The sequence below is a fragment of the Marinobacter sp. genome, from assembly GCF_033722195.1.
Taxonomy (GTDB): domain Bacteria; phylum Pseudomonadota; class Gammaproteobacteria; order Pseudomonadales; family Oleiphilaceae; genus Marinobacter.
In genome coordinates, this window is the sequence record NZ_JAWVZL010000042.1 from 1 (window position 1) to 26,291 (window position 26,291).

Annotated in this window: 23 protein-coding genes and 1 pseudogene; 15 read left to right on the forward strand and 9 right to left on the reverse strand. The window is 64.3% G+C overall.

From position 1 onward, the window contains the following. A partial coding sequence (gene acnA / locus R3280_RS09465; RefSeq protein WP_318998356.1) for an aconitate hydratase AcnA occupies positions 1–1,594 on the forward strand: 1,594 nt, incomplete at its 5' end. A 48-nt stretch (positions 1,595–1,642) separates the two neighbouring features. On the opposite strand, the gene R3280_RS09470 is transcribed toward acnA, so the two are convergent. Then, positions 1,643–4,492, reverse strand: coding sequence for a PAS domain-containing protein (locus R3280_RS09470; protein WP_318998357.1), 2,850 nt, complete (start codon positions 4,490–4,492; stop codon positions 1,643–1,645). Beyond that, positions 4,464–6,236, reverse strand: a complete 1,773-nt coding sequence (locus R3280_RS09475) for a sensor histidine kinase (protein ID WP_318998358.1) — start codon at positions 6,234–6,236, stop codon at positions 4,464–4,466. The genes R3280_RS09470 and R3280_RS09475 overlap by 29 nt, the downstream gene beginning before the upstream one ends. A gap of 398 nt (positions 6,237–6,634) precedes the next feature. Here R3280_RS09475 and R3280_RS09480 point away from each other — a divergent pair, with 398 nt between their 5' ends. The 4 genes from R3280_RS09480 (at position 6,635) to R3280_RS09495 (ending at position 8,755) form a co-directional block, all read left to right on the forward strand. Further along, entirely contained in the window at positions 6,635–7,039 is a 405-nt protein-coding gene (locus R3280_RS09480; RefSeq protein ID WP_318998359.1) for a response regulator, read from the forward strand. Between the two features lie 74 nt (positions 7,040–7,113). Beyond that, positions 7,114–7,431, forward strand: coding sequence for a DUF2288 domain-containing protein (locus R3280_RS09485; protein WP_318998360.1), 318 nt, complete (start codon positions 7,114–7,116; stop codon positions 7,429–7,431). Then, entirely contained in the window at positions 7,431–7,802 is a 372-nt protein-coding gene (locus tag R3280_RS09490) for a hypothetical protein (RefSeq protein WP_318998361.1), read from the forward strand. Before R3280_RS09485 ends, R3280_RS09490 begins: the two co-directional genes overlap by 1 nt. Positions 7,803–7,843: 41 nt before the next feature. Further along, entirely contained in the window at positions 7,844–8,755 is a 912-nt protein-coding gene (locus tag R3280_RS09495; RefSeq protein ID WP_318998362.1) for a lysine exporter LysO family protein, read from the forward strand. Positions 8,756–8,761: 6 nt separating this feature from the next. On the opposite strand, the gene R3280_RS09500 is transcribed toward R3280_RS09495, so the two are convergent. Both R3280_RS09500 and R3280_RS09505 read right to left on the reverse strand, forming a co-directional pair. Continuing rightward, on the reverse strand, positions 8,762–9,604 hold the full coding sequence (locus R3280_RS09500) for a transporter substrate-binding domain-containing protein (protein ID WP_318998363.1): 843 nt from the start codon (positions 9,602–9,604) through the stop codon (positions 8,762–8,764). Between the two features lie 195 nt (positions 9,605–9,799). After that, positions 9,800–10,336, reverse strand: coding sequence for a helix-turn-helix transcriptional regulator (locus tag R3280_RS09505; RefSeq protein WP_318998364.1), 537 nt, complete (start codon positions 10,334–10,336; stop codon positions 9,800–9,802). Between the two features lie 825 nt (positions 10,337–11,161). Here R3280_RS09505 and R3280_RS09510 point away from each other — a divergent pair. From R3280_RS09510 to R3280_RS09550, 9 genes are all read left to right on the forward strand, one after another. Beyond that, positions 11,162–12,244, forward strand: a complete 1,083-nt coding sequence (locus R3280_RS09510) for a methyl-accepting chemotaxis protein (protein WP_318998365.1) — start codon at positions 11,162–11,164, stop codon at positions 12,242–12,244. Positions 12,245–12,255: 11 nt separating this feature from the next. Then, entirely contained in the window at positions 12,256–12,618 is a 363-nt protein-coding gene (locus R3280_RS09515; RefSeq protein WP_318998366.1) for a response regulator, read from the forward strand. Between the two features lie 8 nt (positions 12,619–12,626). Next, positions 12,627–12,929, forward strand: a complete 303-nt coding sequence (locus R3280_RS09520) for a lipid asymmetry maintenance protein MlaB (RefSeq protein ID WP_318998367.1) — start codon at positions 12,627–12,629, stop codon at positions 12,927–12,929. Continuing rightward, positions 12,922–15,015, forward strand: a complete 2,094-nt coding sequence (locus R3280_RS09525) for a chemotaxis protein CheA (RefSeq protein WP_318998368.1) — start codon at positions 12,922–12,924, stop codon at positions 15,013–15,015. Before R3280_RS09520 ends, R3280_RS09525 begins: the two co-directional genes overlap by 8 nt. Continuing rightward, positions 15,012–16,694, forward strand: a complete 1,683-nt coding sequence (locus R3280_RS09530) for a methyl-accepting chemotaxis protein (RefSeq protein WP_318998369.1) — start codon at positions 15,012–15,014, stop codon at positions 16,692–16,694. The genes R3280_RS09525 and R3280_RS09530 overlap by 4 nt, the downstream gene beginning before the upstream one ends. A gap of 8 nt (positions 16,695–16,702) precedes the next feature. Beyond that, positions 16,703–17,251 carry a chemotaxis protein CheW gene (locus tag R3280_RS09535; protein WP_318998370.1) on the forward strand — a complete coding sequence of 183 codons (549 nt, stop codon included), beginning with the start codon at positions 16,703–16,705 and terminating at the stop codon, positions 17,249–17,251. Further along, on the forward strand, positions 17,248–18,093 hold the full coding sequence (locus R3280_RS09540; RefSeq protein WP_318998371.1) for a protein-glutamate O-methyltransferase CheR: 846 nt from the start codon (positions 17,248–17,250) through the stop codon (positions 18,091–18,093). Before R3280_RS09535 ends, R3280_RS09540 begins: the two co-directional genes overlap by 4 nt. Before the next feature lie 21 nt (positions 18,094–18,114). Next, positions 18,115–19,173 carry a chemotaxis response regulator protein-glutamate methylesterase gene (locus R3280_RS09545; RefSeq protein WP_318998372.1) on the forward strand — a complete coding sequence of 353 codons (1,059 nt, stop codon included), beginning with the start codon at positions 18,115–18,117 and terminating at the stop codon, positions 19,171–19,173. 65 nt (positions 19,174–19,238) lie between these two features. Beyond that, positions 19,239–19,760: a chemotaxis protein CheD gene (locus R3280_RS09550; protein WP_318998373.1), complete on the forward strand. Its 522-nt coding sequence runs from the start codon at positions 19,239–19,241 to the stop codon at positions 19,758–19,760. 24 nt (positions 19,761–19,784) lie between these two features. Here the strand turns inward: R3280_RS09550 and R3280_RS09555 are convergent, their stop codons facing one another. From R3280_RS09555 to R3280_RS09570, 4 genes are all read right to left on the reverse strand, one after another. Then, entirely contained in the window at positions 19,785–21,152 is a 1,368-nt protein-coding gene (locus R3280_RS09555) for a nicotinate phosphoribosyltransferase (RefSeq protein WP_318998374.1), read from the reverse strand. Further along, positions 21,149–21,703 (reverse strand): isochorismatase family protein, encoded by a 555-nt coding sequence (locus R3280_RS09560; protein ID WP_318998375.1) that lies wholly within the window; start codon positions 21,701–21,703, stop codon positions 21,149–21,151. The genes R3280_RS09555 and R3280_RS09560 overlap by 4 nt, the downstream gene beginning before the upstream one ends. 168 nt (positions 21,704–21,871) lie before the next feature. Then, positions 21,872–23,080, reverse strand: coding sequence for an HD-GYP domain-containing protein (locus R3280_RS09565; protein ID WP_318998376.1), 1,209 nt, complete (start codon positions 23,078–23,080; stop codon positions 21,872–21,874). A 157-nt stretch (positions 23,081–23,237) separates the two neighbouring features. Next, on the reverse strand, positions 23,238–24,050 hold the full coding sequence (locus R3280_RS09570; RefSeq protein WP_318998377.1) for a TatD family hydrolase: 813 nt from the start codon (positions 24,048–24,050) through the stop codon (positions 23,238–23,240). A 120-nt stretch (positions 24,051–24,170) separates the two neighbouring features. Between R3280_RS09570 and R3280_RS09575 the strand changes: the two genes are divergently transcribed. Beyond that, positions 24,171–25,442, forward strand: a complete 1,272-nt coding sequence (locus R3280_RS09575; RefSeq protein WP_318998378.1) for a D-amino acid dehydrogenase — start codon at positions 24,171–24,173, stop codon at positions 25,440–25,442. 3 nt (positions 25,443–25,445) lie between these two features. On the opposite strand, the pseudogene R3280_RS09580 reads toward R3280_RS09575, so the two are convergent. Further along, a pseudogene (locus tag R3280_RS09580) lies at positions 25,446–26,291 on the reverse strand (FAD-containing monooxygenase EthA); the annotation flags it as partial.

The following is a 26,291-nucleotide window of genomic DNA, read 5'->3' on the forward strand; positions in this document are numbered from 1 at the left end:
GAAGGACATGAAGTCCGCCTTCGAGCTGATCATGGACCAGAGCGACGGTGGCAAGGGCTCCGACGACCAGGGCCGGCTGCTGTCAGAGGGCGGCCAGACCGCCGTTGGCGTGGATGACAGCTACGAGCATGCTGACAGCCAGCACTTCGAGCTGGAGGGCGAAAAGGTCCGGCTGGATCCGGGCGCGGTGGTGATTGCCGCCATCACCTCCTGCACCAACACCTCCAACCCCAGTGTCATGATGGCCGCCGGTCTGGTGGCCAAGAAGGCACTGGAAAAGGGCCTGCAAACCAAACCCTGGGTCAAGACCTCGCTGGCGCCCGGCTCCAAGGTGGTGACCGATTACCTCAAGGCCGGCGGCTTCCAGGACGACCTGGACAAGCTCGGCTTCAACCTGGTGGGCTACGGCTGCACCACCTGCATCGGCAACTCCGGGCCGCTCCCGGAGGAAGTGGAGGAAGCCATCGAGAAGGGCAACCTCACGGTGGCCTCGGTGCTGTCCGGCAACCGCAACTTCGAAGGCCGCATCCATCCCCTGGTGAAGACCAACTGGCTGGCCTCGCCGCCGCTGGTGGTGGCCTATGCCCTGGCCGGCAACATCCGTCTGGACCTGAGCAAGGAGCCCCTGGGCAAGGACTCCGAGGGCAACCCGGTCTACCTGAAAGACATCTGGCCGTCCCAGCAGGAAATCTCCGAGGCGGTGGAGAAGGTCAAGACCGACATGTTCAAGAAGGAGTACGCCGAGGTCTTCGATGGTGACGCCACCTGGAAGTCTCTCGAGGTGCCGGACAGCAAGGTCTACGAGTGGTCCGACAAATCCACCTACATCCAGCACCCGCCCTTCTTCGAGGGCATGGGCCGCGAACCGGAGCCGGTGGAGGACATCAGGGATGCCCACATCCTGGCGCTGCTGGGGGATTCGGTGACCACCGACCACATCTCCCCGGCCGGTGCCATCAAGGCCGACAGCCCGGCGGGCAAATACCTGCAGGAGCACGGGGTCGAGCCCAAGGATTTCAACTCCTACGGCTCCCGCCGTGGCAATCACGAGGTGATGATGCGGGGCACCTTCGCCAACGTGCGCATCAAGAACGAGATGCTGGACGGGGTCGAGGGGGGCTATACCCGGCACGTGCCCAGCGGCGAGGAAATGGCCATCTACGACGCCGCCATGAAGTACGCCGAGGACGACACCCCGCTGGTGGTCATCGCCGGCAAGGAATACGGCACCGGTTCCAGCCGGGACTGGGCGGCGAAGGGCACCCGCCTGCTGGGGGTGAAGGCGGTGGTGGCCGAATCCTATGAGCGTATTCACCGCTCCAACCTGATCGGCATGGGGGTCATGCCCCTGCAATTCGCCGACGGTGAGGACCGCAAGAGCCTCAAGCTGACCGGCGACGAGACCATCAGCATCCAGGGCCTTGCGGGAGACGTGAAGCCCGGCGCCGAGCTGGAGATGACGGTCACCTATCCGGACGGCGATACAAAAACCTGCAAGCTCAAATCCCGGATCGACACCGTCAATGAAGCCACCTACTTCAAGCACGGCGGTATCCTGCACTATGTGCTGCGGGACATGATCGGCACCGCCTGAACCTCTGCCCCCGTGGACGAAAAACGGGCGCTCAGTGGCGCCCGTTTTTTATGCCCGTGAGCTTTCTTCCGGACTCAACAGTGGCAGCTGCAGCCAGAAGGTGGAGCCCTGCCCCGGCACAGAGTCAAACCCCACTTCACCATCCATGCGGTGGATCAGTTCCCTGGTGATGGCCAGGCCAAGGCCGGTGCCACGGATCTGGCGGGTGGAGGAGGCGTCGGCCTGGGCGAATCGCTGGAAGATCCGATCCCGGAACTCGGTGGGCACGCCCGGTCCATGATCCCTGACCTCGATGCGGACATTGCTGTCCATGACCCGGGTTGCGAGAGTAACCTGCTCACCGGCGGGAGAGAACTTGATGGCATTGGAAACCAGGTTTGACAGGGCCTGGACCAAGCGCAGCGGCGCCACCCATACCCGCAGCGCCGGATCGGCGGGCTCGGTGACCAGCGTCACCCGCTGCTTGTCGGCAAAGCCCTGATTGAGCTCCACAGCCCGATCAATCATGGTGGCAAGCAGCTGTGGGCTTCGATCGAATGTCACCTCTCCGGCCGCCAGCTTCTCGATATCCAGCAGATCATTGATCAGCAGAGTGAGTTGCTGGCTGTTGCGGTGGGCGATGTTCACCAGTTTTGCGGCCTGCTCCGGTAAGGCCCCGAAAGAGCCGTGGGCCACCAGTGACAGGGCCCCGCTGATGGAGGTCAGGGGTGTGCGCAGCTCATGACTGACGGTAGAGACAAATTCGTTTTTGAGCCGCTCCATCCGACGGCGCTGGGAAATGTCCTCGATCAGTGACCAGACCATCTGAGTGCCGTCGCTGCCACTGATCAGCAGGCCCTGAAGTCGGACCGGATGGCGGGAGCCATCGCGGCGGATAAATTCGGTCTCAAGGGGGCCGTAGCGACCACTTACCGCCATTTGCTGCAGCGCTGTTGTGACCATTTCGCGCTCCTCCACCGCCGGCAGGTCCGTGAAACGCATCTGCAGGCATTCGCCCCGGTCATGGCCGCTGACGCTCAGCAAGGCATCATTGACGTCCTGCAAACGGCCGTTGTCATATTCATGCAGGGCAATGCCCAGGGGAGACAGCTCGAACAGGCCACGAAGTTGGCGCTCGCTCTTCTCCAGCGCCAGCTCTGCGGTCTTGCGGTCATGGATGTCATAAATATAGCCGTGCCATACCACGCTGCCGTCTGCCAGCTTTTCGGCGGTGGCCCGCCCCTCCACCCAGCGCCAGTCGCCCGTCTCTGTGCTGACACGGTACTGGTCGTTCCAAGGACCCAGGGTTCTGGCGGAAAGCTCGATGGAGGACTGCACGGTGCGCAGGTCCTGCGGATGGATACGGTCGAACACCTCGCTTGCATCCGACCGAACGGACTCCGGAGTGACCCGATAGATCTGGTTGATACCGGCACTGGTGTAGGGGAAAGCGGAACGTCCATCGGGCCAGAGCCGGTACTGATAGACCATCCCGGGTATGTGTTCCGCCAGTTTGTTCAGCCGCTCCTGCTCGGCCTGGCGTTCGAGCAGGCTGCCCAGCCATTTGCTCAGCAGCATCATGAAGGTGCGGTCGGTTGCACTGAAGGGTTGTGCCCGCGGCTTTGAAGACGAGAAATTCAGCGTGCCGAAGATCCGGTCACCGATCCTCACCGGCACGGCAATGTAGCTCTCCAGCCCGAAATGCCGGTAACAGGGCTCCTTGGCGAAGCGGGAACTTGCCATGTGCTCGATGGCCAATACCTCATGCCCGCTCAGCAGCAGAGAGCAGTAGGTCTGGTCCAGCGGAAAGCTCTGGTTTGGCTCAAGCCCGCTGTCCCCGGTGGCGTCAAACCAGCGGACGCTGTAGACCCCGCCGGTAATCTCGCTCAGGATGCCCATGTCCATGGCAAAGTAGTCACGGCCCAGGGCAAGGGCCCTCTGGATTCTCTGGTCGTCGCTCTGGCCGGTGTCCAGTGCCAGTTCGCTGAGCACACTCAAGACGGCGTTCTGTCGTTCGATACTGTCGAGGTTTGAGACCTCGTTGGTGATGTCGGCGTGGGTGCCATACATCCTCAACGGCTGGCCCTTTGCGTCCCGTTCCAGCACCTTGCCCCGGTCGTGGACCCAGACGTAGTGGCCGTCTTTGTGCTGCATTCGGCAGCGAAAGTCGTAGGCCTCGGACCGGCCCTCGAAGTGTTCGTTTAGCAGGCGATTGGACTTGAGCAGGTCGTCCGGATGGGCCAGCCTGAGCCAGGTTTCGATACTGACAGGGGCGAGCTCTTCCAGGGTATACCCCACGATTTCCGCCCAGCGCTCGTTGAATACCGTCTCGCCGGTCTGGATGTTCCATTCCCAGGTGCCAATGCGGGTGCCCTCGAGGACCGCGCGGGCCCGGGTTTCACTGCGCTTGAGCTGGGCGTTCAGGGTCTGGATCTCGGCATGGTTGAGCTCGGCTTCGACACAGTCGGCCAGTTCCCGGAGCAGCTGGAGGTCAGCCTCGCTGAAGCGGCGTGGCTGCTGGTCGATGACACAGAGGCTGCCGACCCGGTAGCCGCCGGTGCTGCGCAGGGGGGCTCCGGCATAGGCACGGATATACGGCGGGCCGGTCACCAGCGGGTTGTCGCTGAAATCCGGGTTGCACAGCGCATCCTGAATAACAAAGATCTCGTCCTGCAGGATGGCATGAGCGCAGAAAGAAACATCGCGGCCGGTTTCGGTCGCCTCAAGGCCGCTGCAGGACTTGAACCATTGCCGTTCGCTGTCCACCAGCGAGACCATGGCTATGGGCACACCCAGCGCCTGCCGGGCAATTCGGGTGAGACGGTCAAAGCGGGACTCCGCCGGAGTATCAAGCATGCCGGTCCGGTGCAGCGCCGCCAGGCGTTGCGACTCATTGTCCGGTCGCAGGGGTGGTTTCACTGGCGGCTCCTTCAGTGGCAGAAATAGCTGGAGAGTTGGCGTTGGGCACTTCAATCCAGAAGTGGGCACCCTGATCGTTGTAGAAACCGACCTCGGCAAACATCAATGTAGCCAGCTCCCGGCAGATAGCCAGGCCCAGGCCGGTACCCCTTCCCGCCCGTTCGGACCCGGTTTCAGCCTGGGCGAAACGCTCAAAGATCCGGCTCCGGAACCGGGCCGGCACACCGGGGCCTTGGTCGCTGACCTTGATGCGGGTTTGTTCCCCGCGAGCCTCTACGGTAATCCGCACCTCGGCGCCGGCCGGTGAGAACTTGATGGCGTTGCTGATGAAGTTGTCGAGTATCTGGCGTAACCGGTGGGCATCGGTGATCACCGGAGGTGCGGTGATGGTGTCGCAGCTCAGTCGCACCCCGGCATTGCCGGCCAGGGTACTGTTGTCCAGGATAGCGTCGTTGATCACCGGCGCCAGCTCGGTGGGCAGCAGTTTCACGCTGAGCTTCCCGGCTTCCAGTTTGTTGAAGTCCAGCAGATCGTTAATCAGTTGCTGCAGGCGCTCGCCGTTACGCTGGGCCAGTTGGCTCATCTGCGCTGCTTTGGCGGGCAATGGGCCGCCGACACCATGATTGAGAAGCTTGAGGGCGCCGTTGATGGACGTCAGGGGAGTCCGAAGTTCATGGCTCACCGACGAGATGAAACCGTCTTTCAGCTCGTCCAGCAGATCGCGTTCGGCCATTAACTGATTGAACGCCGATGCCAGGTTGCGGGTCTCCCGCGGGCCGCTCTCCTCCAGGCGCTGGCCCCGGGCAGGGCGCTCGCCCATACCCTGGATCCGGTTCGCCATGCGGTCCAGGGGGGCCATGGTAGAGCGGGTAAGGCCGAAGCTCAGAGCCGCCAGTACCAGAGCAATCAGCAGGCAGATCAACAGCAGCTGCAGGAAGGACTGGTGCAGTGGTGTCAGCACCCGTTCATAGGGGACGGCACGAATAAACAGCCAGCCCAGCCGCTGCAGGTGGTCGGTGGCGTAGAGATAGCGCTGACCGTCAGCCAGTGTCACCTGCCCCAGAGATAGACCGGAAAGGGCTGCGTCAATGAGGGGGTCCTGGCCCGGGTCGGGCAGGGGCGAAATGCCGCCCCCCGACGCAGAATTGGTGTCGACAAACAGAAAGTTGTCGGTGTCGACAACCTTGGTCAGGGTTCCAGAGCTGTCCGAGGCCCGCAGAGGCAGGATGCTGGTTTCGTCAAGGTTGATCGCACCACCGGCAAGGCCGATCAAATCACCGTCTTCGGCAAGAATCGGCGCCACCACAGACAGCAGCGGCAGGCCGGTTTTGCGGCCGATGAGCGGTCGGCTGACCACGGTTTTGCCCGAGGCCATGGCCTCGCGGAAATGTTGGCGGTCGCTGTAGTTGGTGCCCAGCCGGCCCTCGACAAAAAGGGTCTCTGCCAACGCCGTGGCGTTCTCGTCAAACACCAGCAGGCCGGCCGGGAAGAGCGCGTGCAGTCTCTCCTGACGGGCCAGCAAACGGTTCAGCTCTGTGGCTGGCAGCAGCTGGTCGCCGTCGCTGAGCTGATGGGTCAGCAATTCCAGCGCCTGGGTTCGCAAGTCCAGGCCCTGGTCCACCGTGCGTGCCACTCGCTGGGCCTCCAGGCGCTGCTGCTCGGTGAGCAGTCGTTCAAGGTCCTCCGCCATTTGCTGGTAAGCAACGGTAAAGACCGCAAACACCGTGATAATGCTGCCTGCCATGATGATCAGGGCTACACGGGAACCAAGCGAGAGTCGCCGCAACGGTACTTCCCTCTGGGACTTCCGCCGGAAGTCGCTTACAGTAGAATTGGTAGGAAAAGCGTCAGTCAGACTATAGAAGAAGAGTTTGTGTTCAGTCTATGGCCCCTTACACGGGTGATTCGCGAGCTGGGCTGGTCGGTGCGAGTGCTGATTCTTGAGGATGACAACCTGATGGCTGAACTGTTGGCCTCGATCGAGGCAGGCATACGTCCGGATGTCGCGTTTGACCTCTAAGGCAGTATTGCGGGCGCTTTGGAAAGCTGGTACCCCTCCCTGGTCCACGCTTGCTCTGACTTTCCAGGAAATCCGGCAAAGGCTGAATCTGGTCCTAACAAATGGAATAACGAATCATTACCATGACAGAGTTGAAGCGAATACTGTATGTGGAAGACGAAGAGGATATCCGCACCATCGCCCAGCTGGCACTGGAAGCGGTGGGAGGCTTTGAGCTGAAAACCTGTGGCTCCGGCCAGCAGGCCCTTGATGAGGCGCCGGCCTTCGCGCCCCAGTTGATCCTGCTCGATGTGATGATGCCCGGCATGGACGGGCCTGCGACCCTCAGGGCCCTGCGCCAGATCCCCCAGTTTCAGGCCACGCCGGTGCTGTTCATGACCGCAAAGGTGCAGCCTGATGAAATCGAGGAGTACAAGGCCCTGGGTGCTGCTGACGTGATTGCCAAGCCTTTTGATCCGATGACGCTGTCCGATCAGATCCGTTCAGTCTGGTTGCGCTGTGAGGCAGAGCCGGCCGGCCGGATGTGAGCAACGGGCTTTTCAGGTAAGCTTAAGGCGTTCAATCCGAACTCCGGAAATCCTGTCACTGGCCGAGGCATACGATGGCACCCAGCCCCAACGCGCAAGAGCTCAAGCAGAAGCTCAACCTGGAGACCTCCCAGATCGGCTGGCGCGACCTGCAGACCTATTACGCTCGGGGTCATGTGGTGCGGGTGGCGGCGGAGCTGGATCTGCTGGATGTGGCGGCCGAGCTGGCCGCCGACAACAAGCCACTGTTCGAGCAGTGGATGACCGCCGGGCAGGTGGGAGATGTGGCGCCGGAGCTGGCCCGGGCCTGGTACGATAGCGACACCGAGCTCTGGGCGGTGGTCATCGCACCCTGGGTGCTGGTACAGGAACCGGACGCCAAGAGCCACTGATGAAACTGCACTATTTTCATGGCCGGGGGCCATTGCGGGCTCTGGTCATGACCCGGAGGGAGCGCCGGGTGGAGCTCCACATCAAGCAGGTGGGCGAGGGTATCTGGGCGCTGGTGGCCATGGCCGGTCCGGACGAGCACCAACCCGAGCGCCATCGCTGCCAGGGCCCCTACAAGAGTGCCACCCAGGCCGAGGCGGCGCTCCGTGGGGTTGCCGGCTCGCTGCTGGAAACCGGCTATGAAGCCCAATCCGGGAGCCACGTGGTCTGGTCGGTGACGGCCCAGCGCCTCGCCCGTGGCATCCGCCGCGACCGGGATACCGGTGAGGGTAGCTCGCCCTTCGATCCGGACCCCCATGAACCCCTGGGCTGAGCACCGGCCCCTCTGTCCCCATCCCGTAACCCGAGAACGCCATGCTGATTGACGCGCTGCTGATTCTTGTGCCGCTTTTCCTGGGTTTTGCCATCGCGCTGGAACACCGCGCCGTGATGACCGTGATCCATCACGGCGTCGAGGCCATGGTGTATTTCATCCTTGTCCTGCTGGGCATTGGCCTGGGCCAGATGGAGAGCCTGTGGCAGCAGCTGGGCCAGATGGTCAGTCAGGTGCTGGTTCTGGTGACCAGCCTGCTGCTGTGCAACCTGGCGGGGCTCTGGCTCTGGCACCGCTGGCAGCCGATGGCCTGTGACCCGTCCGACCAGGCTCCTGCCGCCGGCTACCGGCGCCTGTTCCTGTCTGCCCTCAAGCCGCTGGCGGCGGTGCTGGCGGGCCTGCTGGCAGGACAGTATCTGCTGCCGGCGCTGCCGCTGGTGGAGGATCTGGCCACCTGGGCCCTGATGCTGCTGCTCTTCCTCATCGGTCTGCAATTGCGCAACGCCGGCCTGTCCCTGCGCCGGCTGCTGATGAACCGTCAGGGTCTGGGTGTGGCCCTGACCCTGGCCGCCAGTTCGCTGCTGGCCGGCCTTCTGGCGGCGCCGGTGATGGGGGTGCCCTGGCAGCAGGGGCTGGCGCTGGCGTCGGGATTCGGCTGGTATTCGCTGTCCGGCATTGTGGTGGGGGAGGCTCTGGGCCCGGCCTGGGGCGGCGTGGCGTTCCTCAATGATGTGTTCCGGGAAATCATTGCGCTGGCGCTGATTCCGCTGTTGATCCGCCAGCGCCCGGCCATGGCCATCGGTTATGGCGGTGCCACCGCCATGGATTTCACCCTGCCCATCATCCGCAGCAATGGCGGCCTGGCCTGCGTGCCGGTGGCCATTGCTTCCGGGTTCATCCTGTCGTTCATTTCCCCGATTCTTATGGGTCTGCTGTTGCCGCTGGTGCCCTGAGGTGATTCAGGGGCAGGCCGTCGTCGCCATCTCCGCCGGCGTGGGCTTCAACCTGGCGGGCAAGTCCGTAAATCCGGCGGCCAGAATTTGTTCCAGCTTGCCGGACTCCCGCAGCTGCGTCAGGCCCTCGTTGAACGCGGTCATCAGCCGCTCGCTGGCCGGATCCGAGCGGTTCAGCAGCAAGTACAGGTGATTGGTTTCGATCGGCCGTGGGTGATAGGTAATCTCTGCGGCCAGGCCCAGTTCCTCCAGCATTTTCAGACCGACTGCCGGTTCCATGGGGAACAGGTCGATGCGACCCGCTGCCAGCTTGCGGAAATTGATTTCGTCGGAGCGTGCAACGTCGACGCCGAGCAAGCCCGCAAGAATGGCGTCACCCACCTGGCGACCGTAAAAATAGTCCTGGGTCAGGCCAAGGCGGAGGGACTGCAGGTCAGTCAGCCCTTGCCATTCCAGTGGCATGGACCGGCGATGGAAGAGCACGTAGTTGTGAGGGATCAGTGGCTGGCTGTAGAGAAACCGCCCGGTCAGCGCCGGCCGGCAGCTCCAGGCCGCCGAGCCCTGCCAGGGCGCCCGGCTCGCCATCATCAGTGAGCGCGACCATGGCAGGAATTCGTATCGCACCTCCAGGCCGCTCTGCGCGAAGGCCAGGCTGATGATCCGGCTCAGCAGCCCCTGGTGGGGCGCGTCCTGGTCAAAATAAGGGGGCCAGTGACCGCTGGTCAGGCGGACGTCCGCCTGTTCACCCGCTGCCACAACGCTGACATTGGCCTGCAGTAACAGCGGCAAGCAGAGACCGAGCAGTGTCAAAACGCGGATGAGACGGGTAGGGGCGGTGAAAAATGTCATTGCGCATCCGGTGCAGACTGTCATTCCGGGGTCAGGCCGTCATCCGGCGCTGGCGGGGAAACTTCCGGGCGGAGCTGGCCGCCGCTAAAGCCCTACCAAAAATTAGCACGGCTGACAGGGATGTCTAATGATGGCGGGAAAATGCTTTTCAGGTATTAATGGGGGCGATTAAATGCTCTGGCTATTGCAGTGAATCTAACGCTGCTTCCGCTGCTTGCGATCACGGCCCGATTTCCTGCGCTCTTCCTCGTCTTCCTCATCCTCCTCCGGCTGCCCGGGCATCATCCGGTCATCCACCTTGATGGAGGTCGGGTCCCGCGCTGCGCGTTCCTGTAGCAGCTGGGCGAAGTCCAGCAGCAGCTCCCGGTCCTGATCCAGCAGGGCAATGAACACCGAATTGAGGGCCACCTGCTTGTCATCGTGGTTGCGGTTGTCGGCCGCCGAGAAGATTTCGGCAAGGCTGAAATCCAGTGCTTCGGATAGGCGGTAAAGCAGATCCAGGCTGGGCTTGGCGGTGCGTCGTTCAATCCGTGAGAGGTTGCCAACGTGTGAACCAGCACGCTCCGCCAGTTCGGCTAGCGTGATGCCCTTTGACTTTCTAAGCTGACGTAAAGCGGTGCCGAGACCCATAATTAACCTGAGGTTGATGAGGGTTAATCCTAACGCCAATCCGCGATCAACACAAAGATAAAGCAAGAGCAAATTGTTAAGATTAAAATGCAGAAAAGGCATTTTCTATCAAGAAGAGTGGATGTATGGCCCTGCGTTTGCGGCCGGTGGTCTCATCCCTGCCAAGGAGAGAAAGTATCGATGGATCAACACCTTGAGGTTCTTGCTGCCCTTCAGGGCCGCATCCAATAAGGTCCTTTGAGATCCGTATCCAGCCGATTTTCGCTCCCAGTGAGCGCCGGATTGTGGCGCTTGAAGTGCTCAGCCGTTTTGACCCTGCGTTGCTCGCGCGGCATGGTCTCACGGTGGCGGACCGAGAGGTCTGCCGGGTGGTGATCTCGCGGCTGATGGTCAAGGGTATGGAAACCCGAACGCAATTCCAGTTCCTGGATGCTTTTGACTGTAACCAGTATCTGGGGTGCTTTTTTACGCACCCATGCCGGCCTGCAAACTGCCGGCTTTCGTTGAACATTTCACTCATGCCCCAATGCCGGGAAGTTGCTCGGATCCTTGAAACGACAGGCCTCCGAGTACTCTGAACTGTCTTCCTCGGACAGCTGCCCCGCTAGCCCATCCGTAATTCCCGTAAAGTCAACAAAAATACACACAATGACGTAAATAAATTCAATCTATTGGTAATTTTATAGGCTAATGTGTGTTTGACGCATAGCCAATCATGCTCAGCAAGGACCGGCGCTGGCCGCAACCTTCATCGCAACAGGATGCCTTCCCGTGAGCTCTACGTCCCTGAACCCCAAACCCGTGCTGAATGGAGCAGTTTCCGGCTGTAACCGCCCACTCGCTCTGATGGTACAGGTCGCACTTGCCGGCATTGCACTGACTGCAACTGTTTGGTCCGCATTCTCGGGCCACTGGTGGCTGGCGCTTTTGAGCCTGCTGGCGACCGCCGCGCTGGTGGCCGGCTCGCTGGTCCAATGGCAGAGGCTGGGCCGGCAATTGACGGAGCTTGCGCAGCAGGGCTGTGACAGTGACGCCGATACCAGCGGCGCTGACGACAACAGCCTGGCTCTGAACAAGGCCCTGACCGGTGTGTTGCCGCTGTGGCGGCGCACTCTCGACGTTGAGCGGGAGACCATGGAGGCGGCCGTCAACGAGCTCACCGAGCGCTTCACCGGCATCGTCGGTGAGTTCGGCCTGGCCCTGGACAGCAGCGACGAGGCGGCCTTCGACCGCAAGCGGGAGGCCCTGAACCGGATGGCGGAAAGCACCGAGCAGGCCTTCGGCAAACTCTGGCAGTCGCTGGAGCAGTCCGCCCGTCGGGACGAGGACACCTTCTCCGACATCGAGAAGCTGTCGGGCCAGACCAGCGCCCTGGTGGCCTTTACCGAGGAGGTCCGCAAGATCGCCGATCAGATCAACCTGCTGGCCCTGAACGCTGCCATCGAGGCGGCCCGGGCCGGTGAGGCCGGTCGCGGCTTTTCGGTGGTGGCGGACGAGGTGCGCAGTCTGGCTGGCCGCTCGGCCCGCGCCGGCGAGCAGATCAACAAGGTGGTTGCGGAGGTCAGCGATCGCATCGAGCAGGTGATGGGCCGGGCCCAGAGCAACCTCTCGGTGGCGCGGCAGGTCCGGGAAGACAGCCGCGAGACCGTGGAATCGGCACTGCGGGAAAGCCGCGAGCGCATGGCCAGCGTCACCGACGATGCTGTGGCGCTGATGCGGCTCAAGGACAGTGTGGAGTGGCAGGTCAAGGACGTTATCACCAGGCTGCAGTTCCAGGACCATCTGAGCCAGGTGATGTGCCACCTGGACGCCGCCTTCGCCGATGTGGAGGCCCTGCTGGCGGCCAGCGGGCACACATCCATCGCCGAGTTCGCCGATCAGTCCGGGGGGTTGCTGGCCGCCATGAAGGCCCGCGCCACCACGGATTCGGAACGGGAAGTGCTGGGGGTCCGGCCGGCCCGGCCTGCCCGGCAGCAGAGTCAGGCATCTGACGAACTTACGTTTTTCTAGGGGATTGAGTAATGAGTAAGACCATTCTGGTTGTTGACGATTCCGCCTCGGTGCGGCAGGTGGTGGGTCTGGCCCTGCGGGGTGCCGGTCACGAGGTGATTGAGGCGGTTGACGGCAAGGATGCCCTGGCCAAGCTGGACGGTCGCAAGATCCACCTGGTGGTGAGTGATGTCAACATGCCGAATATGGACGGCATCAGCTTCGTCAAGGCCATGAAGCAGAAACCGGACTACCGCTTCACACCGGTGCTGATGCTGACCACCGAGTCCGAGGAGTCCAAGAAGGCCGAGGGCAAGGCCGCCGGCGCCAAGGCCTGGCTGGTGAAACCCTTCAAGCCTGACGTGCTGCTTTCCGCTGTCACCAAGCTGGCCTGAGAACGATCATGAGTACACCGAAAAATGGCAATGTCTGGCAGGCGCCGGATGCCCTGACCATCTACGACGTCAAGGGTCTGGAGCAGGGCTTTGACGCAGGACTTCTGCAGGCACCGCTGACCCTGGACATGGCCGCCATCAGCGAGCTGGACACTGCCGGCGCCCAGTGGCTGCTGAGCCTGCGGGCGCGGCTGCGTGCCGCGGGCCACGGCTGGCAGCCGATTAATCCACCGGAGGAGGTGGCCCGGACCTTGACCCAGCTGGGTCTGGCGCCCCTGTTTGAACTCAAGCCGGAGGCCGGCCATGACTGATCCGGTACAGATTTTCCGGGAAGAGGCCGGTGAGCACCTCAACGCCCTGGAAGCGGCCCTGCTGGAGCTGGAGGACAACCCCACCGACGCCGAGCAGATCGCCCAGAGTTTCCGGGCCATGCACACCATCAAGGGCGCCGCTGGCATGGTGGGCTTTGACCACCTGTCCTATTTCACCCACCACCTGGAAACCTATTTCGACCTGGTGCGTGCCGACCGTATCCGCCTGGATCGGGAGGCCATCAACCTGGTGCTGGAAGCCCGTGACCACATCGGTGGCCTGCTGGAGCGGATGAATCCCTCCCGGGAAACCATGGCCATCAGCGAGACCCTGATCCGCCGCTTCCAGGCGCTGATGCCGGATCAGCAGGCGGAGGCCGGCAAGCCGACGCCAGCCCAGCCGGCCCGTACCGAGCCGGAGGCCGAGCAGCTCTACCGGATCGAGATCCGGCCGGCGGCCAGTGCCTTCCGGGAAGGCTTCGACCCGCTGCCGGTGCTGCGGGAGCTGGCGTCCCTGGGCGCCTGCCACTGCGCGGGCTACCTGGACAAGGGCTTTGATCCGGCCACTTTCGATCCCGAGACCTGTTACCTGGCGTTCTCGGCCCTGCTGACCACGACCCAGCCCAGAGCCGCTGTCGAGGATGTCTTCATCTTCGTCCAGGACGACTGGCAGGTGAGCATCGAGCCCATCAGCTTCGACGAAGGCTGCCGCCTGGGGGATCTGCTGGTGGAGCAGGGCGTGGACCCGGTGGCGCTGGAATCGGTGCTGCAGCGCAAGCCGCTGGCCGGCGAGCTGGTGCAGGCCTCCGGCCTGGCCGAGCCGGAGGACGTGGATCGCGCCCTCGCCGCCCAGGACCACATCCGCGCCCAGCAGAAACAGCACCAGCCGGCGCTGGAGCAGAATATCAAGGTACCTCAGCGCAAGCTGGACCTGCTGATGGATCAGGTGGGTGAACTGGTGATCCTGCAGGCGCGCCTGGACCAGCTGGCCCAGGACCGGGAGGACGAGGCCCTGGACGGCCTGGCGGAGGAGATGGACCGGCTGTCGGCGAACCTGCGGGAAACCGCGTTCGACATCCGCATGCTGCCCATCGGCTCCACCTTTGGCCGCTTCCGCCGCCTGGTGCGGGACCTGTCCCGAGAGCTGGGCAAGGACGTCACCCTGGAAACCGCTGGTGCCGACACCGAGCTGGACAAGGTGGTGATCGATCGCCTGGCGGACCCGCTGGTACACCTGCTGCGCAACAGCCTGGACCACGGCATCGAGTCGCCCCAGGCCCGGCAAGCCGCCGGCAAGCCGGCCCGGGGTGTGCTGAAACTGGAAGCCTCCCATCATCAGGGCCAGATCATCATTACCCTCAGCGACGACGGCGCCGGCCTCAATACCGGCCGGATCCTGGAGAAGGCGGTGGAAAAGGGCCTGGTGCGCGCCGGTGAGAGCCTGGACGACCGGGACATCCACCAGCTCATCTTCGCGCCCGGGTTCTCGACCGCCGCCAAAGTGTCGGATGTGTCCGGCCGCGGGGTCGGCATGGACGTGGTGAAAAGCTCCATCGACAGCCTCCAGGGCCGGGTCCATGTGGACAGCCGGCCGGGCCAGGGCACCACCGTGCGCATCGCGCTGCCCATGACCCTGGCCATTATCGACGGCCTGATGGTGGCGGTGTCCGGTGAGCGCTATGTGCTGCCGCTGAGTTCGGTGGAGGAATGTATCGAAACCCGCGCCAGCGAGGTCAGCCATCGCGATGGCGCCCGCCTGGTGCGGCATCGGGGCGGGCTGGTGCCCTGCCTGAGATTAAGGGAGTGGTTTGTGGTGGGCGGTCGTCAACCGGCCATCGAGCAGACCGTTGTAGTCAGGGTCGGAGACGCCCTGTTTGGTATCACGGTGGACGAGGTGATTGGTCACTTCCAGACAGTGATCAAGAACCTTGGACGTCTGTATCAGGACATCCACGGCGTCATGGGCGCAACCATCATGGGCAATGGCGGCATCGCCATGATCCTGGATGTTGCGGAACTGGTTGAAGAAATACGGGTACGGGGCGAGCAGCACCCGGCACGACTGAGCGAAGGGTTGGAACAATGAGACGAATTACCATCAAGGCACTGCTCTATTCAGGATTTGTGATCCTGCTGGCGCTGCTGGCCATTAACAGTTACCTGGGCATCGCAAACCTGCAGGAGTCCCAGGAACGGCTTACGAGCACCATTGCGGGACCTGTTGAGGCGGAGGGTCTGTCCAAGGACATCGGGCTGGCGCTCAAGACGATGGACATTCTGCAGTTCAAGTACATCCTGGCGAGAAAGGCCGCCGACAAGGCGGAATTCGTGAAGGGCATCGAGGGCGCAAGTCGGCAGCTGGATGAACTCAAGGCAACCCTGAGGCCGCTGCTCGTCAGCGAGGCCGGCATTGGCGCCCTGAACACCTTCTACGAAGCGCTGGACGCCTACGAGGCGGAAATCGCTCGCGTGAGGGATATCGCCAGCCTCACCTGGGACGCCGGCAACACCGATGAGCAGATTGCCGGGGTGACCGAGCAGGCCTTCCTGGTGATGAACAGCACCGTCAAGCAGGAGCTCGACAAGGCTCTGGCCCAGCTTGGCATCCTCGACCGGGTCACCGACGAGCGCATGGACGACGCCATTGCCAATGCCCAGGCCAGCTACAACGACGCCCGCACTAACCTGATTACCCTGCTGGTGATCTCGCTGCTGGTGGGTCTGGCGGTGGCCACCCTGATCGTGCGTCGCATCAACGAAGTGGGCCGCATTGCCACCCGTATCGGTGAGGGTGACCTGAACCAGCAGTTCGACCCCCAGGGCAGCGACCAGGACCTGTACGGCGTGCTGCGCAACATGAACACCAAGCTCCGCGACATCGTAGCGGAGATCAAGGAGGCCTCCGGCAACGTCACCTCCGGCAGTGTCCAGCTCAGCAGCACCGGCCAGCAGATCGCCGAGGGTGCCACCGAGCAGGCGGCGTCGCTGGAGGAAGTGTCGTCCTCCATGGAGCAGATGACCGCCAACATCTCCCAGACCGCGGACAACGCCCGCCAGACCGAACAGATTTCCCTGCAGGCCGCCCGGGACGCCCAGTCCACCGGGGAGGCGGTACACGAGTCGGTGGCGGCCATGAAGGACATCGCCGAGAAGATCGGCATCATCGAGGAGATCGCCCGCCAGACCAACCTGCTGGCACTGAACGCGGCCATCGAGGCGGCCCGTGCCGGCGAGCACGGCAAGGGCTTCACCGTGGTGGCGGCGGAAGTGCGCAAGCTGGCGGAACGCAGCCAGCGCGCCGCCGGCGAGATCGTCGAGCGCTCCCGCAACAGCCTGGAGGTGTCAGAGCGGGCCGGCGAAATGCTGATGGCCCTGGTACCGGGTATCCAGAAAACCTCCGAACTGGTGCAGGAAATCAGCGCCGCCTCGGTGGAGCAGGACAAGGGCGCTGCCGAGATCAACAAGGCGCTGCAGCAGCTTGACCAGGTGGTGCAGCAGTCCGCGGCCTCGGCCGAAGAAATGGCCGCCACCTCCGAGGAGCTGTCGGCCCAGGCCGAGCAGATGAACACCACCGTGGACTTCTTCCGGGTGGACGGTGGCGACCACAAGCCCGCGGCCCAGAGGAAGCCGGCCGCCAAGGCTCGGGCCGTGGCAGCGCCGAAGGCGCCGGTCAGCCGGGCACCGGCCCGCAAGCCGGCGGCGGCCACCAGTCAGGGCGTGAGCGTGGACCTGGGCGGCGATGACGACGACTTCGTGCGCTATTGAGGTGAGCCATGACAAGCTTGGATAGACAGAGTCAGGCCTCCGGGCCTGACAGTGTGAGCTCGCTGCAGGTGCTGTCCTTCGTGCTGGACGGCGAGTGGTTCGGGGTGGAGATCAGCGGTATCCAGGAAGTGCTGGAATACCGCACGGTGACCCAGGTGCCCCGTACCCCGGAATTCATGCTGGGGGTGATCAACCTGCGGGGCAAGGTGATTCCGGTGGTGGATCTGCGCCAGTACTTCGGCATGAAGATGTCCGAGCCCACGGTGGACAGCTGCATCGTCATCATCCACGTGGAGATCGATGGCGAAAGCACGCCGCTGGGGATCCTGGCGGACCGGGTCCAGGAAGTGGTGGAAATCAGCACCGCCGACATCAATCCGCCGCCCCGTATCGGCAACCGCATCAGCAGCGCCTTCATCTATGGTATGGCCAGGCTGGATGACAACTTCATCATCCTGCTGCGGCTGTCGCGGGTGTTCGCCGCCGAGGAACTCCAGCAGGTGCTGGACAAGACCCCGGACAGCGAACCCGACCACCGGAACGATGACCAGGCATGAGCGCCGGCCAGAGCCTGACCGAGGCGGACCATCGCCGGGTGGCGATGTTCATGGAGCGGATGGCGGGCATCCAGCTGCCCGCCCACAAGCGCACGCTGATCGAGACCCGGCTGCGCCGGCGGCTTCGTGAGACCGCCAAGGCCAGCATGCGGGAGTACCTGGATTTTGCCCTGTCACCGGCCGGCGAGGCCGGTGAGCAGGTGCTGCTGATCGATGCCCTCACCACCAACAAGACCGACTTCTTCCGGGAGCCGGCCCATTTCCAGTACCTCGAGCGGGTGGTGCGGGATGAACTGGCGCCCCGGGCCGACCTGGGCTGGCGCCAGCCGCTGATGGTATGGAGTGCGGCCTGTTCCAGCGGTGAGGAGCCCTACACCCTGGCCATCGTGCTGCGGGAGCTCGAGGCCGAGCTGCCGGGTTTCCGCTTTCAGATCGACGCCACCGACATTGCCCGGTCGGTGCTGGCCACCGCCCGCTCCGGGGTCTATCGCAGCGACCGCATAGCTCCTGTACCGGAAGCCCTGCGGCGGCGTTATTTCCTGCGCAGCCGGGATCCGGCCAAGGGTCTGGTGAAGATGGGGCCGGCGCTGAAGTCGGTGATCGAGTTCTACGAGTTCAACCTGATCACCGGCGACTATCCGGCCAAGCCAAGGTACGACGTGATTTTCTGCCGCAACGTGATGATCTACTTCAACGGTGCCGACCGGGAACGGATCATCGCCCAGCTGCGGGCCTCCCTGCGGCCCGGCGGCCTGCTGTTCATCGGCCACTCGGAGAGCATCGGCAACCAGCGCACCGGCTTCGAGTCTCTCATACCCACCGTCTACCGTCGGGTCGACTGACCCCAACACAGAGGTTCGGACATGATCAAAGTCCTGGTGGTGGATGACTCCGCCGTGGTGCGCCAGAGCCTGAGCGAGATTCTCAATGCCGACCCGGGCATCGAGGTGATCGACACCGCTGCCGATCCCTACATCGCGGTGGAGAAGCTGCGCCGGCTGAAACCGGACGTGATCACCCTGGATGTGGAGATGCCCCGCATGGACGGCATCACCTTCCTGCGCAAGCTTATGGCGCAGCACCCGATACCGGTGGTGATCTGCTCGTCCCTGGTGGGCCAGGGCACCGAGACCCAGATCCGGGCGCTGGAGAGCGGCGCGGTGGACATCATCGCCAAGCCCACCCTGGGCACCCGGCAGTTCTTCGCCGAGTCCAGGACCCGCATTACCGACGCCATCAAGGCTGCCGCCCAGGCCCGCCTGAAGCCGCTGCCGGCGGTGCGCAGCCAGCCCCGGCCCAAGCTCAGCGCCGATGCGGTGATGCCCGCCGGCGGCCGTCGGGCCATGGACGAGACCACCGAGAAAATCATCGCCATCGGTGCCTCCACCGGCGGCACCGAGGCGATTCGCCAGCTGCTGGAGGTGATGCCCGCCAACTGCCCGGCACTGGCCATCGTGCAGCACATGCCGGAAGGATTCACCCGGTCATTCGCCGATCGTCTCAACCAGCTCTGCGCCATCAACGTCAAGGAAGCCGAAGACGGCGACTCGCTGCTGCGGGGCCATGCCCTGATTGCCCCCGGCAACCGCCACATGCTGATCAAGCGCAGTGGCGCCCGCTATTACGTGGAACTCAAGGACGGTCCGCTGGTGAGCCGTCACCGGCCCTCGGTGGACGTGCTGTTCCGGTCCGCCGCCCGCTATGCCGGCGCCAATGCGGTCGGCGCCATCCTCACCGGCATGGGCAGCGACGGTGCCGAGGGTCTGCTGGAAATGCGCCAGGCCGGGGCCGCCACCCTGGGCCAGGACGAGGACTCCTGCGTGGTCTACGGCATGCCCCGGGAGGCCTTTCTCCGTGGCGGCGTCGGTCAGCAGGTAGCGCTTCCAGAAATGGCGGCGGCGGTGCTGCTGGCGGCACGCTGATGCTGCCGATCTCGTCACTGACGCCGTCACGGCGGCACCGCGCTGCCGCGAACCGGAGTTCGCTTTTGACCAGTCCTGTTTCTAGCCCTGAAGCCAATGATCTGACGATCCATGTCGGCGAGCTGCTGTTTGGCCGCGGCCGCCGGCGGATCCGCACGCTGCTGGGTTCCTGTGTCGCCATCACTCTCTGGCACCCCCGGCTGGGTCTGGGGGGTATTTGCCATTTTGCCATCCCCCGCCGTCCGTCCGGCACACCCGGCCCACTGTCGGCCCGTTACGGCGACGACTGTCTGGCACTGTTCCGGCGTTCGGCGGCGGAGCGGGGCACCCGGCTGGCGGAATACCAGGGCCGTATCTTTGGCGGCGGCGATATGCTGGCGGATCACCGCGCGCCCCGGGAGCTGGACCGGGTCCAGCGCCAGCCGGTGGGGGACGCCAACGCCGCCCGGGCCTTCGAACTGCTGATGGCCGAGGGCGTCAGTATCCTGGAGGCGGATGTGGGGGAGCAGGGCTACCGGGTGGTGGCGTTCGATGCCGCTACCGGAGAGGTGCAGGTGCGGTTCCAGAGCCTCAGGGAGGGTTCCTGACCGCCACCTGCCTCTGCCGGCAGCTCAGTCCTCCGGCATCACCTGCTTGAGGGTGTCGTCCTGGATCTGCTTGAGGCGGTCGCTGATACGGACCGGGTAATCGGCGTCCCTGTCCAGCGCGCGCAGGTCCGATGGCAACCGCTCTACCGCCTCGCGGGCATAGTCGCAGATGTCGTCCAGGCTGGCGATGGCGCCCTCCACGGGCTCGCCCTGGTGCAGGGTCCGGACCAGCAGCGGGCAGCCTTCCGCCTCCTCGTCCCGATGGGCAATCACATCCCCGGTCACCCGGCCCTGGGCGTCGGATTGCCGGAAGACCTGTTTCGCCGCCGGGTAGGACTGCTTGCCCGGTGAATTCTTCATCCGTGGCTGGCCGCCGTACTCGGTGAGCTTGTAGGCCAGTTCCAGGTTGGGGGAATCCTTGGCGGAACCGATGGCGGTGCCCACCCCGAAACCGTCGATGGGCACGTCATCGGCCACCATCTCGGCGATGCTGTACTCGTCCAGACCACTGCTGGCGAGGATCTTGATGTCTTCGAAACCGGCGTCGTCCAGCACCTGGCGGCAGTCCCGGGCCAGCTGCGCAAGATCGCCGGAGTCCAGCCGGATGGCGCTGATGCGGGCGTCCTTATCTTCCCTGAGCCACTCGGTGATGCGCTTGACCGCCGCGACGGTGTCGTAGGTGTCCACCAGCAGCACCGTGTCCGGATAGAGCCTTGCGTAGGTGCGGAAGGCGTCCATCTCGTCGTCGTGGGCCTGCACGAAACTGTGGGCCATGGTGCCCCGTACCGGCAGGCCGAAGTCCTGGCCCGCCAGCACGTTGCTGGTGCCCGCCAGGCCGGCGATACGGTAGGCCCGGGTACCGCGGTAGGCGGAATCCAGGCCGTGCATGCGGCGCATGCCAAAATCCACCACCGGCCTTTTTCCAGCGGCCATCACCAGCCGCAGCGCCTTGGAGGCCAGCACCGTCTCGAGGTGCACGTAGTTCATCACCAGGCTCTCCAGGATCTGGGCCTCCGCCACCGGGGCCTGAACCTCCAGCAGGGGCTCCTGGGGGAACACCGGTGTACCTTCCGGCAGCGCGTGGACGTCGCCGCTGAAGCGGAAATCCCGCAGCCAGGCCAGGAAGTCGTCCCGGAACATGTCCAGCTTGCGCAGGCGTTCGATATGCTCGTCACGGAACCGCAGCTGGCGGATCACGTCACAGACATGCTGCTGGCCGCAGGCCAGAACGATGTTGCGGTGGTCCGGCCGCTTGCGGAAGAACAGGCTGAAGGTGGCGTCGCCGTCCATGCCGGATTCCCAGTAGGCCTGCGCCATGGCCAGCTCGTACAGATCCACCATCAGGGCCAGATCGTCGTTGTTGAAGAATCCGCTGCGGGGAGCACTGCTCATGACACCACCTCCGCGCCACGATCCGAGAGCCGGTCCAGCACTTCCCCGGCCTTGTCGGCTTCTACCGCCCGGGTGCCGTCCGCCAGCAGTTTGACCTCGAAGCCCTCCTTGAGGGCGTCCCGCACCGTGGCATCGACGCAGACATCCAGCGCCAGACCGGCTACATGCAGGCGTTTGACGCCGCGCTGGCGCAGGAAATCCGCCAGCCCGGTATCGTCGAAAGCGGAGTACTGGTCGCGATCGAAGGCGGCACCCTTGCTGACCCGGACGGCGTCATCGGGCAGCTCCATGTCGGGGTGGAACTCGGCGCCCTTGGTGTCCTGCACACAGTGCTCGGGCCAGGGACCGCCCTGGTCCTCGAAGCTGCAGTGATCCACCGGATGCCAGTCGCGGGATGCCACGATCAGCCAGTCGTTGCGCTGGGCGTGCTTGATGTAGCGGTTGACGGCGGCGAAGATCTCGGGGCTGTCGGGCACCTCCAGGGCGCCGCCCTTGCAGAAGTCGTTCTGGATATCCACCAGCAGTAATGCGTCGGGCGTCTGCTCAGTCATCCTGTCCTCCCTGTTCTGGGCTAACAACCGGCCCGGCAGGCCGGCAACTGTGCGGGTGACAACCTTTGGCAAGCTGTCTTTGCTCTACCTTTTGACTATGGGGATGCTGTGCCGGAAATCCAGGGTCTGTCGCCGATGCCGTCAGGCACGGCTGGTGTCAGGCGGGGGTCAGGAGAGAAACTTGCGGACGTCGATGCTGTAAACCTGGGGGTCCACTGCCCGTTCGATACGGTCCTGGTTGCCCGGGCGGGACAGGTCGATGGTCTGGACCGGAATCGGCAGCCGGAAGCGGGTGTGGTACATCACCCGCACCACCGGCAGGCGCTGGTCGTCCTCGTTGGTCTCGATCACCACTCCCAGCCGGCCGCTCTCCAGCAGCACCAGCGAACCCACCGGATACAGGCCGATGCAGCGGATGAACTGGCGCACCAGGTCGGCGTCCAGGTGGTCGCCACTCCACTCCAGCAGTTTCTTGAGCCCCTGGGAGGGGGTGATGCCCTTGTGGTAGGCCCGGTCGCTGGTGATGGCATCGTAGACATCGGCAATGGCCACCATGCGGCCATGGATCGAGATCTCCTCGCCCTTCAGGCCCAGCGGGTAGCCACTGCCGTCCATGCGTTCGTGATGCTGGGCGGCGGTGATGATGGTGAGCTCGCCGATGCCCTCGGTGGCCTTGAGCAGATCGTGGGAGTGGCGGGCATGCTCCTTCATGATCTCGAATTCCGCCGGGCTCAGGCGCCCGGGCTTGTGCAGGATATGGTCCGGGGTGAGGATCTTGCCGATGTCGTGCAGCAGGGCGCCGACGATGGTCTGGTGCAGGACATCGTCCGAGTGCCCCATGGCCTTGCCAAAAATGGACATGAGCACACTCAGGTTGACCGAGTGCTCCAGCAGGTAATTGTCCTTCTCCCGGATCCGGCCCAGGCAGGCCAGGGCATTCTGGTTACGGAACACCGAGCCCCGCAGGTTTTCCGCCAGTTCGTGCACGGGCGAAAGGTCGATGGCCTTGCCCAGCTTGACGTTCTGCATCAGGTTGCCCATCAGGGTCTGGGCTTCGTCGTGGGTGCGCAGGGCCAGCGAGAACTCCTGCTCCCGGTCGACCCGAATCTGACGGATGGGTTTGAGGGCTCCTGCATCCTGCAGCTTCCGCTCGTTGGCCTGGTCCACCTCGGCAATGGCCACACCATCCGGCGAATCCAGGCCCCGGCCGGTGTCTATGTAGACATAGCTGACGCCCAGACGATGGATCTTCTCGACGGTTTCATCGTTCTTGATGATGCCGCGGCGGCGGTTGACGTTGTGGGGTATCCAGTCGTTGTTGAGATCGGCAATGTACATGCCGATCCGGACCGCGGACACCGGAATGCGTTTGATCATACAGGCCTGGTAATAGGGCAGCCCCGGAGCAGTGTGGCGTAATGTGCTACAGATGCACAGTGAGGCAATAGCTTGGCGCCGTTACCGTCGGCTTTCAAGCAATGTTTGGTAATCGGCCCGATAGTCCCTCTTGCCGGGGCAGCCGCATGCCTGAACGCTAGCCGGCCGGGAAGAAGGTGCGCAGGCTGTTGCGATAGGTGTTGGCCAGCACCTCGTCCAGAGGCAGGGCTTTCACCTCCGCCACTTTTTCCGCCACAAAGGGAATATAGAAAGGCGCGTTCTCCCGGCCACGGTAGGGCACCGGCGTCAGGAACGGCGAGTCGGTCTCCAGCAGCAGCTGCTCGATGGGAGTCATGCGGATGATGTCCCGCACGTTTTCGGCCTTGTTGAAGGTGGAGATGCCGTTGAACCCCAGGCACCAGCCCTGATCGAGGGCATAGCGCGCCAGGCCGGGGCCCGAGGTGAAGCTGTGGATCACCCCGCGCCGGGTCAGGCTGTGCTCGAACTCGCTGAGGATGGCGATGGTATCGTCGTCGGCGTCGCGGCTGTGGATCACCACCGGCCGGTCGCTGTCGCAGGCGATCTGGAGCTGGCGCCGGAACACCTCTCGTTGCACCTCCCGGTCGGCGTTGTCATAGAAATAGTCCAGGCCGATCTCGCCCACCGCCACCATCTTGTCGTCCACCACGTGCTGGCGGATCTCCGCCTCGGCATCGTCGGTGTAGCTCTCGGCATCGTGGGGGTGCACGCCCTGGGTGCCGTACACGAAGGGCGCCGCCTGGCTGAGCTCCCGCACCCGGCCCAGGTTGTCCGGTGACACCGCGATGGTGATGATGCGCTCGATGTTGACCCGCCGGGCCTCCGCCAGGGTGTCCTCCAGGGGCCGGTCCTTGAGGTAGTCCAGGTGGCAGTGGGTCTCGATAATGGGGTGCTGGAAAACCGGGATGTCGCGTCGTTTCTTGCTGCCCATACTATCCTGATATCCGGTGGTCCAAATCCGGCCAGTCTAGCACGCCGCGACCGGTTTCGTCCGCCACCGGGCTTGACCGGCGCCGGTACGGCCCGGCAGATTGGGGTAGGGAGGCAATCTATGCATGTGGTTGTAGTGGGTGCCGGCGTGGTGGGCGTGACCACCGCCTGGGCCCTGAGACAGCGGGGCCATCGGGTGACGGTGGTGGAGCGGCTGGCGGAGGCGGGGCTGGAAACCAGCCGGGCCAACGCCGCCCAGCGCAGCTACGGCGTGGTCTACCCCTGGGCGTCGGCGGCCATGGTGCGCAAGGCCCTGCCCATGCTGGTGCGCCAGGATGGCGCCCTCAAGATGGCCCTGCCGCCGTCCATGGCCACATTGCGGTTCCTGCTGGACACCCTGCGCTTCGCCTACGCTCCCGGCCTCTACGGTCTCAACCGCCGCGCCATGGTGCGCCTGGCCATGCACAGCCGGGAATGCTTCGGCCAGCTGGAGGACCTGCTGGACCTGGCGTTCGATGGCGATCACGCCGGCCTGCTGCACTTGGCCAGCTCGCCCGAGGCACTGGCGGAATACCGGGCCACCGCGGCGCTGCTGGATGAGCTGGGTGTGGCCAACCGGCTGCTGACCCCGGCCCAGGTACGGGAGGTGGAGCCGGGCATGACCGGCCATGGCCCCTTGCACGGGGCGCTGAGTTACGACACCGACGGTACCGGTGACTGCCACCTGTTCACCCAGGCACTGGCCAGAGCCACCAGGGCGGACGATGTGAGCTTCCGTTACCGCACCGGTGTGCGATCGCTGGTGACAGACGCGCGCCGGGTCTCGGCACTGGCGCTGGAAACCGAGGCAGGGGAGCGTGAAACCCTGGACGCCGACGCGGTGGTGATCTGTGCCGGCTGCACCTCGCCCCATCTGTTGCAGGGGTTGGGGCTGCGGGTGCCGATCTATCCGGTGAAGGGCTATTCGCTGACCACCGAGATGACGGACGCCAGTCGCGGGCCCCGCTCCACCGTCCATGACGACCATTTCAAGGTGGTGTCCACCCGCCTGGGCAATCGCCTGCGGGTGTCGGGATTTGTCGAGCTGGCGGATTTTGACCGTGCCATTCCCGAGCGGCGGCTCCAGACCCTGCGCAAGTCGGTGGCGGCCCGCTTCCCCGGTGCCGCCGACCTGAGCCAGGCCCGCCCGTGGACCGGCTTCCGGCCCATGACCCCGGACGGCCCGCCGATGCTTGGCCGCGGCCCCAGGGACAACCTCTTCCTCAATACCGGCCACGGCACCTTCGGCTGGACCCTGTCCGCCGGCAGCGCCGATCTCATTGCCCGCCTTATCGACGGCGAGGCGCTGCCCCTGAACCTGGACCCGTTCCGGCCCGGGCGATTCTCGGAGTAGGCCTCAGGCCGCCCGCTTCGACGGCTCCCGCCGGACCTCCCGGGCACGGGAGAACGCCAGGGCCGGATCGTCCACCTTGCCGAAGCGCAGGTTGATCAGGTCCAGCAGGTAGTTCTGGTAGAGCTTCCAGGGCTTGCGGTTGCCCTGCTTGGGCAGGTGGGCCAGGGCCCGGTGGACATAGCCCGAGTTCAGGTCGAGAAACGGCTCCGGTGCCACGCCGGCCTGGGTCCGGGGCGTGCAGATGTCGTAGCCGTTGCGGTCCATGTAGTTGATCAGCCGGCAGATGTACTCGTCGGTGAGATCCGCCTTCAGGGTCCAGGAGGCATTGGTGTAGCCCACCACCAGGCCCAGGTTGGGCACGTCGCTGAGCATCATGCCCTTGTAGCTCATGGTGTCCGGCAACTCGACGGGCTCGCCGTCCACCACCAGCTCGGCACCGCCCAGGGCCACCAGGTTGAGGCCGGTGGCAGTGACGATGATGTCGGCCTCCAGCTCCCTGCCGGAGGTCAGGCGGATACCGGTCTCGGTGAAACACTCGATGTGGTCGGTGACCACCGAGGCGTCACCCCTGCGCAGGGCGCGGAACAGGTCGCCATTGGGCACCAGGCAAAGACGCTGATCCCAGGGGTTGTAGCTGGGGTTGAAGTGGGTGTCGATGTCGAAGCCGCTGCCCAGTTCCCGTTTCAGCTGCCAGCGGATCAGTTTGCGCATGGTGGCCGGGAAGCGCCGGCAGGCCTGGTAGAACAGGGTCTGCATGGAAACATTCTTCCAGCGGGTGATGGCGTAGGCCCAGCGGCTGGGGAGCAGTCGCTGCAGGGCGCTGGCAATGGCGTCCACGTCCGGCAGCGA

What these genes read in the sequence shown, in the direction of transcription:
- R3280_RS09515 (WP_318998366.1), top strand. Translation starts at nt 12,256, where the DNA reads ATGAGTAAGACCATTCTGGTTGTTGACGATTCCGCCTCGGTGCGGCAG.
- R3280_RS09555 (WP_318998374.1), bottom strand. Translation starts at nt 21,152, where the DNA reads ATGAGCAGTGCTCCCCGCAGCGGATTCTTCAACAACGACGATCTGGCC.
- R3280_RS09485 (WP_318998360.1), top strand. Translation starts at nt 7,114, where the DNA reads ATGGCACCCAGCCCCAACGCGCAAGAGCTCAAGCAGAAGCTCAACCTG.
- R3280_RS09560 (WP_318998375.1), bottom strand. Translation starts at nt 21,703, where the DNA reads ATGACTGAGCAGACGCCCGACGCATTACTGCTGGTGGATATCCAGAAC.
- R3280_RS09525 (WP_318998368.1), top strand. Translation starts at nt 12,922, where the DNA reads ATGACTGATCCGGTACAGATTTTCCGGGAAGAGGCCGGTGAGCACCTC.
- R3280_RS09575 (WP_318998378.1), top strand. Translation starts at nt 24,171, where the DNA reads ATGCATGTGGTTGTAGTGGGTGCCGGCGTGGTGGGCGTGACCACCGCC.
- R3280_RS09530 (WP_318998369.1), top strand. Translation starts at nt 15,012, where the DNA reads ATGAGACGAATTACCATCAAGGCACTGCTCTATTCAGGATTTGTGATC.
- R3280_RS09500 (WP_318998363.1), bottom strand. Translation starts at nt 9,604, where the DNA reads ATGACATTTTTCACCGCCCCTACCCGTCTCATCCGCGTTTTGACACTG.
- R3280_RS09535 (WP_318998370.1), top strand. Translation starts at nt 16,703, where the DNA reads ATGACAAGCTTGGATAGACAGAGTCAGGCCTCCGGGCCTGACAGTGTG.
- R3280_RS09520 (WP_318998367.1), top strand. Translation starts at nt 12,627, where the DNA reads ATGAGTACACCGAAAAATGGCAATGTCTGGCAGGCGCCGGATGCCCTG.
- R3280_RS09490 (WP_318998361.1), top strand. Translation starts at nt 7,431, where the DNA reads ATGAAACTGCACTATTTTCATGGCCGGGGGCCATTGCGGGCTCTGGTC.
- R3280_RS09545 (WP_318998372.1), top strand. Translation starts at nt 18,115, where the DNA reads ATGATCAAAGTCCTGGTGGTGGATGACTCCGCCGTGGTGCGCCAGAGC.
- R3280_RS09475 (WP_318998358.1), bottom strand. Translation starts at nt 6,236, where the DNA reads ATGGCAGGCAGCATTATCACGGTGTTTGCGGTCTTTACCGTTGCTTAC.
- R3280_RS09570 (WP_318998377.1), bottom strand. Translation starts at nt 24,050, where the DNA reads ATGGGCAGCAAGAAACGACGCGACATCCCGGTTTTCCAGCACCCCATT.
- R3280_RS09495 (WP_318998362.1), top strand. Translation starts at nt 7,844, where the DNA reads ATGCTGATTGACGCGCTGCTGATTCTTGTGCCGCTTTTCCTGGGTTTT.
- R3280_RS09540 (WP_318998371.1), top strand. Translation starts at nt 17,248, where the DNA reads ATGAGCGCCGGCCAGAGCCTGACCGAGGCGGACCATCGCCGGGTGGCG.
- R3280_RS09565 (WP_318998376.1), bottom strand. Translation starts at nt 23,080, where the DNA reads ATGATCAAACGCATTCCGGTGTCCGCGGTCCGGATCGGCATGTACATT.
- R3280_RS09505 (WP_318998364.1), bottom strand. Translation starts at nt 10,336, where the DNA reads ATGCCTTTTCTGCATTTTAATCTTAACAATTTGCTCTTGCTTTATCTT.
- R3280_RS09480 (WP_318998359.1), top strand. Translation starts at nt 6,635, where the DNA reads ATGACAGAGTTGAAGCGAATACTGTATGTGGAAGACGAAGAGGATATC.